The organism is Enorma sp., from assembly GCF_982429025.1.
This window is the reverse complement of the sequence record NZ_CEWCAA010000076.1, coordinates 1-6,776: the sequence shown is the minus strand read 5'-3', so window position 1 is coordinate 6,776 and position 6,776 is coordinate 1. Positions and strand designations below refer to the sequence as shown.

The 6,776-nt window shown below is 62.9% G+C and carries 7 protein-coding genes; 1 reads left to right on the top strand and 6 read right to left on the bottom strand.

The annotated features are described in order from the left end of the window. The 4 genes from AC1VS5_RS09310 to AC1VS5_RS09295 form a co-directional block, all read right to left on the bottom strand. Window positions 1-163 (bottom strand): GGGtGRT protein (locus AC1VS5_RS09310; protein WP_481218447.1); only part of this gene is annotated, 163 nt, incomplete at its 3' end. 21 nt (window positions 164-184) lie between these two features. Beyond that, the gene (locus AC1VS5_RS09305) at window positions 185-919 is read right to left on the bottom strand and encodes an iron-sulfur cluster assembly scaffold protein (RefSeq protein WP_019128105.1); all 735 of its coding nucleotides are present in this window, start codon (window positions 917-919) and stop codon (window positions 185-187) included. A gap of 240 nt (window positions 920-1,159) precedes the next feature. Beyond that, complete coding sequence (locus AC1VS5_RS09300; RefSeq protein WP_481218446.1) at window positions 1,160-1,627, bottom strand: VanZ family protein; 468 nt, start codon at window positions 1,625-1,627, stop codon at window positions 1,160-1,162. Window positions 1,628-1,630: 3 nt separating this feature from the next. After that, window positions 1,631-2,860 (bottom strand): hypothetical protein, encoded by a 1,230-nt coding sequence (locus AC1VS5_RS09295; RefSeq protein WP_481218445.1) that lies wholly within the window; start codon window positions 2,858-2,860, stop codon window positions 1,631-1,633. 389 nt (window positions 2,861-3,249) lie between these two features. Between AC1VS5_RS09295 and AC1VS5_RS09290 the strand changes: the two genes are divergently transcribed. Continuing rightward, window positions 3,250-4,026, top strand: a complete 777-nt coding sequence (locus AC1VS5_RS09290) for an SDR family NAD(P)-dependent oxidoreductase (protein WP_022348631.1) — start codon at window positions 3,250-3,252, stop codon at window positions 4,024-4,026. 117 nt (window positions 4,027-4,143) lie between these two features. Here AC1VS5_RS09290 and AC1VS5_RS09285 read toward each other — a convergent pair whose 3' ends face one another. Next, on the bottom strand, window positions 4,144-5,109 hold the full coding sequence (locus AC1VS5_RS09285; protein ID WP_276766630.1) for a magnesium transporter CorA family protein: 966 nt from the start codon (window positions 5,107-5,109) through the stop codon (window positions 4,144-4,146). A 203-nt stretch (window positions 5,110-5,312) separates the two neighbouring features. Next, window positions 5,313-6,776, bottom strand: a 1,464-nt coding sequence (gene rho / locus AC1VS5_RS09280) for a transcription termination factor Rho (protein WP_481218444.1), incomplete at its 5' end; no start/stop codon positions are given.

Here is a 6,776-nt window from a genome sequence, read left to right as displayed (position 1 = left end):
TCTCAAACGCGATGGACTGAACGCCCTCGACGATCTCGCGGGGGTTCACGCCCTTGTCGAGGCAGATCTGCTCGGCTTCCTCGAGGGAGGAGATGCCGTTCTCAGCGAGGCACGCATTGATCTTCTCGATGCGGCGCTCGTAACCTTCGAAATTCACAGCCATGGTACTTTCCCTCCCTTTCTTCTACTCGTGAACCGGGAACACGTTCTCGACGGTATGGGTCTCTTCGTCGGTGCGCGGATCGATGTACTTCGCCGCGGCCTCCCACTGGCCATAGTGGCCCATGGCACCGGCAACGGCCTCCTCGGGGGACTTGCCGTTCTTGAGGGCATCGGTGAACTTGCCGAGGTTCAGGAACTCGAACGCGATGACTTCGTTCTTGTCGTTGAGCGCCATGCGGGTCACATAGCCCTGAGCGAGCTCGAGGTAACGAGCGCCCTTGGCCTTGGTGCCGAACATGGTGCCAACCTGGGAGCGCAGGCCCTTGCCGAGGTCGTCGAGGGAAGCGCCCACGGGCAGGCCGCCCTCGGAGAACGCGGTCTGGCTGCGGCCGTACACGATCTGGAGGAAGATCTCGCGCATGGCAACGTTGATGGCGTCGCAGACGAGGTCGGTGTTCAGGGCCTCAAGGATGGTCTTGCCGGGAAGGATCTCGGAGGCCATGGCCGCGGAATGGGTCATGCCCGAGCAGCCGAGGGTCTCAACGAGGCACTCCTCGATGATGCCGTCCTTGACGTTGAGGGTGAGCTTGCACGCACCCTGCTGCGGGGCGCACCAGCCCACACCGTGCGTGAGGCCCGAGATGTCGGAGATCTCCTTGGCCTGAACCCACTTGCCCTCCTCGGGGATGGGCGCGGGGCCGTGGTATGCGCCCTTGGCGACGGGGCACATGTTCTCCACTTCTGCTGTGTACTGCATGCCTCTCCTCTCTGTTGTGCTTGAACTCGGCTGACCATGGCGAAATGGCCAACCGAAGCTGACATGCACGTCTATTTTAGCGCGTCTTGTCCAGAGTGAAATCGGCGAGCGGCGCATTTTTCTGCTGAGTTGCCCGCGTGGAAGGTTGCCCGATGGGTCAAGCGAGTGAATGAATCGGAATCACCCGGTGCTGGCGATTCACTCAGGACGAATCGGAATCACCCGGTGCTGGCGATTCAATCAGGATGAATCGGAATCACCCGGTGTTGGCGATTCACGGCGGCGAAGGCGCCAGACGAGATAGGTGAGCAGAACCCCCGTAGCGGCACCGCAGCAATCAAGGAGCACGTCCGTTACCTGACCAGAGCGCCCGGCCACGAAGAGCTGAATGGTCTCGTCGATCGAGGGAACGAGCACCAGTGCGAGGCAGATGGCGGCAAGGCGCATGTGCTCGGCAGCGTGCTCCGGATCGAATGCATGCGCCACGAGAACGCCCAGGACAGCGTACTCAGTAAAATGAGCGGTCTTGCGCACGAGGAAATTCGTCACCCAATCGCTTGGCAAGCGCAAGGCATCGAGCGCACCGCGCACCGCCTCTACCACCGACAGGCTCAGCGAGCCGCTGCCAGAACCAGGCACGAGGGAATTTCCCCAGATGATGAGGACCATGATGATTGCAGCGAATAGCCACGGCTTAGAGAGGCGCAAGGCCTATGCCTCCGCCTGGAGACGCGGCATGGAAGCCGTTCCGCCCTGGATCACGCGCAGGTACTCGCGGCTCGAGCGCCGCACGCTCGAGGAGGGAACCTGGCCGAGCTCCTCTTCGATGAGGCTGTTCACATGCTGGTGCATCTCGTTGGCGCGTCGGCCCTCGGCCACGGCCGCGGCGCGGGCCGCATCTGCCGGCGCGGCTGCCGGACGCATGTGACGGCCCACATACGGAACCGCCTGGAGCTCGGTGCCCTTGCTACCGGATGTGCCCTCGGCAAGGATGTCGAGTGCAGACGCCCAGATATCCTCGCGCCCTGCATAGCCCGCAGCTGCATTATCCGTTGCAACGGCTGCGTTCCCCGTAGCCGCGACAGCGCGCGAAACGGTGCCGGCCGGCTGCGCGCCTGCGGAGACGACCGGGTAGGCAAGCTGGCCCGCGCGCGCGGAGCGCACCACCCGTTCGCTTGCCGTGCGAAGGCTCTCCCCGTCGATTTCGTCGAGGGAGGCAAGCGCCGCGCGCTGGGCCGCCTCGGTATCGAGTTCGTCCCTATCCCCCACCGACGCTGTCTGAGACGCAGGCACCGGGCTCTCGAGCACGGTTGTCGCGCTGGGGGCGGCGGGTTGAGCCACTGCGGTGGCAGGCTGCTGGTGCATCGAGGCGACGGCACTCGCAGCCGCCCATGCCGGCGCCTGGCCGGTGGGTTGAGTCGACGATGCCGATGCATCCTGGGCCGCCTTCGTCTCGCGCTGAAGCTCCTCGAAGGCGATTTGGTAAATATCCTTGGAGGTAGCGGCATCGCAGCTGATGGGCGAGTCCTCGGACAGCATGGAATCGATATCTGCCCAGGCATCAGCCTCAGACATGGCATCTTGGGCGCGAGCGATCACCGGAACATCCTTGGGCACGCGCCGGGTGCCGAAGAAACGCTCAAGATCATCTTGCTCGCGCTGCTCGAACGCTGTGGAGGAGTAGGAAGAGGCGCTGGGCGACGAGCCCTCGGCGTCACCCTCCTCCATAATGGCATGACGACGCCCCACGGCGGACACGGCAGAGAGGATGCCGACGCCCGCGAGCGCGCCCATCGTGAAGGGAAGGGCGAGCGAGGTCACCGAGCTGTTCGCATCCGGAAACGGCATGGTCGCAACATAGGCGGCAACCGGAACGGCGAATACGAACCCGCAGGAAAGACCTGCGTAGACCGCACGTGAAGTTGAACCAGAAGCTGCCATGGGCACTCCTTCATCTCTCGCTAGCTCGATTGCCAGCACCTACCAGCTATGGCTCGCTTGCGAAAAAATGATGACGGGGTTGCCGGGACACGAACTGGGTCCCAAAAACAACGGAAGGTGGTACGGTTCATCTGCATTTTTCCGTCGCGATAGCTACTCACTATTATGCGAGAACCCCCCATAGAATGCAAGGGAAGCCGCCAGGGGCGTGTATGTTTCGCGTTAACGGCAGGATTCGACCGGCAGACGCGCGCGGGCTCAACGGCAGGATGAAGAGACGCGCGGTGCAAAGGACCCATGAAGCGGCAGCTGCATCCTGCAAGCACCGCTTGAGAAGCCTCGCTTTGGGGAACAAGCAAGGAAAACGCAACCCGTGGATTGGAGCCGCCATGTCTCGCATCGCCATCGTCACCGGAGCATCGTCTGGCCTCGGCCGAGAATTCGTGAAGCTCATCGATGGCGGGGCGGCCGGCTCGATCGACGAGATCTGGGCCATTGCCCGCCGCGCCGACCGCCTCGACGCCCTCGTGCGCACCTGCAAAACCGCCGTGCGGCCCTTCTGCCTCGACCTCACCGACCCCGTTTCGTACGACGTGATCGAGGCCTCGCTCGCCGAGACGCCCGGCACGCAGGTGGCCCTGCTCATCAACAACGCGGGCGCGGGCACCTTCGGCCCGTTCGCCAAGCTCTCGCGCGACGAGGTCGCCGACCAGGTCAACCTGCTCATGCGCGCGCCGGTAGAGCTCACCTACCGCGCGCTCCCCTCTATGGGGCGCGGGGCGCGCATCATCAACGTGGCAAGCGTGGCTGCGTTCATCCCCCAGCCCGACCTTACGCTCTACAGCTCGGCCAAGCGCTTCATGCTCGACTTCACGCGCGCCCTCGATGCCGAACTCGGCCCGGTCGACATCCACGCGACGGCGGTCTGCCCCAAGTACATGCGGACCGAATTCTTCAACGAACCAGGCGACGTGCGCGCTATGCAGCAGATGAGTATCGTCGGTTACGAACGGGTAACGGATGTCGCACGCTCGGCACTCGCCGCGGCGCGCGCAGGCAAGAGCCTCTGCATTCCCTCGATCGACATGAAGGCGCTCTACGCGCTCACCCGCGTTCTCCCCTACAAGGCAGTCATCGCCGCGGAGCGCGCACTCGGCGTCATCTAGCGCCCGACCCCAGAGTGATAAAACGAACCCGGTTCGTTTTATCACTTCCGCGAAAATGAGAAAATGAACCGGGTTCGATTTATCAGCCTGGGTAGCGACACACCCGTGCCGGCCACCCTAGTGCCACATGCCCTTGCGCTTGAAGATCCACGCCGCGATAAGGCAAGCGACAGCTGCCAACAGCGTCGGAAACGCCCAGTTATCGAACAGCGGCACGCCCTCGAAAGGCAGGCCTACATTCATGCCGTAGAAGCCGAACACGATGTTGGGGATAGCCATCACGATCGTGATAACCGAGAGCACCTTCATCACGATGTTCAGATTGTTGGAGATGATGCTCGCAAACGCGTCCATCGTTCCCGACAGCGTGTTGGAATAGATGTTGCACATCTCGATTGCCTGATGGATCTCGACGAGCACGTCTTCGAGTAGGTCCTGGTCGTCCTCGTACAGCGGGATGATGCGCCCGTGCATGATCTTGTTGAGCGTCACCTCGTCCGATTTGAGCGAAGTCGAGAAATAGACGAGCGATTTCTCGAGGTCGAGCATCTGGATGAGCTCCTCGTTCCGCACCGAAGCATGGAGCTTCTCTTCCGTGGCAGACGAAAGGCGGTCGATGCGCCTCAGGTAAACGAGGTAGAGCTGGCTGATGCGCAGAAGGATCTGCAGCAGGAAGCGCGTGCGGAACCGCGTGTCGACGCCGCGCACGCGGCCGGCGGCCATGTCGCGCGTGATGGGGTTGTCGTAAAGGCCCAGAGTCACGAACAGGCTCTTCTCCGGGATGAACACCATCGAGAGGGGCATCGTGTCGTATTGGCGCGCATCGGGAGCTCCCTCTTCACCTGGAGCGACCGGGTAGTCGACGATGACGAAGGTCTGATTCACATCTTCGTCGTAATCGATGCGCGAGGTCTCCTCGTCGTCGAGGGCCGAGCGAACGAACTCCGGCAGCACGCCGAGCTCCTCCTCCAACCAGGTGCGTTCTTCTGGCGTGGGGGCGATTGCATTGACCCAGCAGCCCGATTCGGGCGCCTCGATTCTTTCGATGGAACCGGCCGTTGCCGTCTTGTAGCACTCGATCATCGCATACCGCCTTTCGCACGTAGGTGGATTGGGGTGGGGCTACGCCGCCGAATAGCAATGCGCGGCAAGCCCCCGGTGCACGATACCTCATGACGAGGCGCCCGCAGCGCGAAAGCTGCAGACGCCTCGCAAAAACTTGAAAACCCTTACTCCCGCTTTACCATCCGAACATGATAAAACGAACCGGGTTCGTTTTATCACTTTTAGAACTCGCCGTGATCCTGGGCGCGCTTGGCCGAGCGGATGAGGAACTCCTCGTTCGTGTTCGTCTGCTTAAGGCCCTTGATGAAGGCCGAAGCGCAGCGCTCGGTGTCGGACATGTTGGCAAGCACGCGGCGGATGCCCCACACGAAGGGCCGCATCTGCGGATCGATGAGCAGGTCCTCGTTGCGCGTACCCGAAGCGACCGGGTCGATGGCCGGGAAGATGCGGCGGTCGGCAAGGTCGCGATCGAGCTTGAGCTCCATATTGCCCGTGCCCTTGAACTCCTCGAAGATCACCTCGTCCATCTTGGAGCCGGTGTCGATGAGGGCGGAGGCGAGAATGGTGAGCGAGCCGCCGTTCTCGATGTTCCGCGCAGCGCCCAAGAAGCGCTTGGGCGGGTAGAGCGCCGCGGAATCGACGCCGCCCGAGAGAATGCGGCCCGAAGCCGGCGCTGCCAGATTGTAAGCGCGTGCGAGACGTGTGATGGAGTCGAGCACCACCACGACGTCTCCGCCCATCTCCACGATGCGCTTGGCTCGCTCGATCACGAGCTCGGATACGCGGGTGTGGTTGTCGGCGGGCATATCGAAGGTGGAGGCCACCACATCGCCCTTGATGGAGCGCTGCATATCGGTAACTTCCTCGGGGCGCTCGTCCACCAAAAGGCAGATCAGGTGCACCTCGGGATTGTTCGCCGCGATAGATTGGCAGATCTTCTTCAGGATGGTGGTCTTGCCCGCCTTGGGCGGCGAGACGATGAGGCCGCGCTGGCCCTTGCCGATGGGGCTCACGATGTCGATGGCGCGACCGGTGATGGAATCCTTACCATGCTCCATCTTGAGCTGCTCATTGGGGTAGATGGGCGTAAGGTCGCTGAACTTGGGGCGCTTGCGCGCTTCCCCGGGATCGAGCCCGTTCACCGACTTGATCTTCGACAGGCCGGGGAACTTGTCGCCGGGGCGCGAGGGGCGAAGCGTTCCCTCGATAAGGTCGCCGGCGCGCAGGCGGGCAGCGCGGATGAGGTTCGCCGGAACGAATGCGTCGTCGCGGCTGGGCATGTAGCCGTGGGCGCGGATATGGCCGAAGCCCTCGTGCGAGATATCGAGAATGCCGGTAATCTCGCGGAAGCCCTCTGCACGGGCATTGGCCACGTAGACTTCCTCAACAAGCTCGGCCTTCTTCTTGCCTGTGATGTCGAGATCCAGCTCGCGCGCTTTCTCGCGGAGCTCGGCGACCTTCATGGCCGCAAGGTCTTCGCGCGAGAGGCTTGGCTCGACGGGCGCGTTGCGGTTATTGCGTGCTTTGCGATTCTGCTGACGGTTGCGTCGATCGTTGCGCTGGTCGTTTCGCTGGTCAGCGGCGCGGTCGTTTCGCTGGGCGTGCGTGCGATGCGCGCCCTGGTCGCGCTTTCCACGCGCCGCCTTGCCCTCCTCAGCGACATCCGGAGCATCGGCACTTTGGGG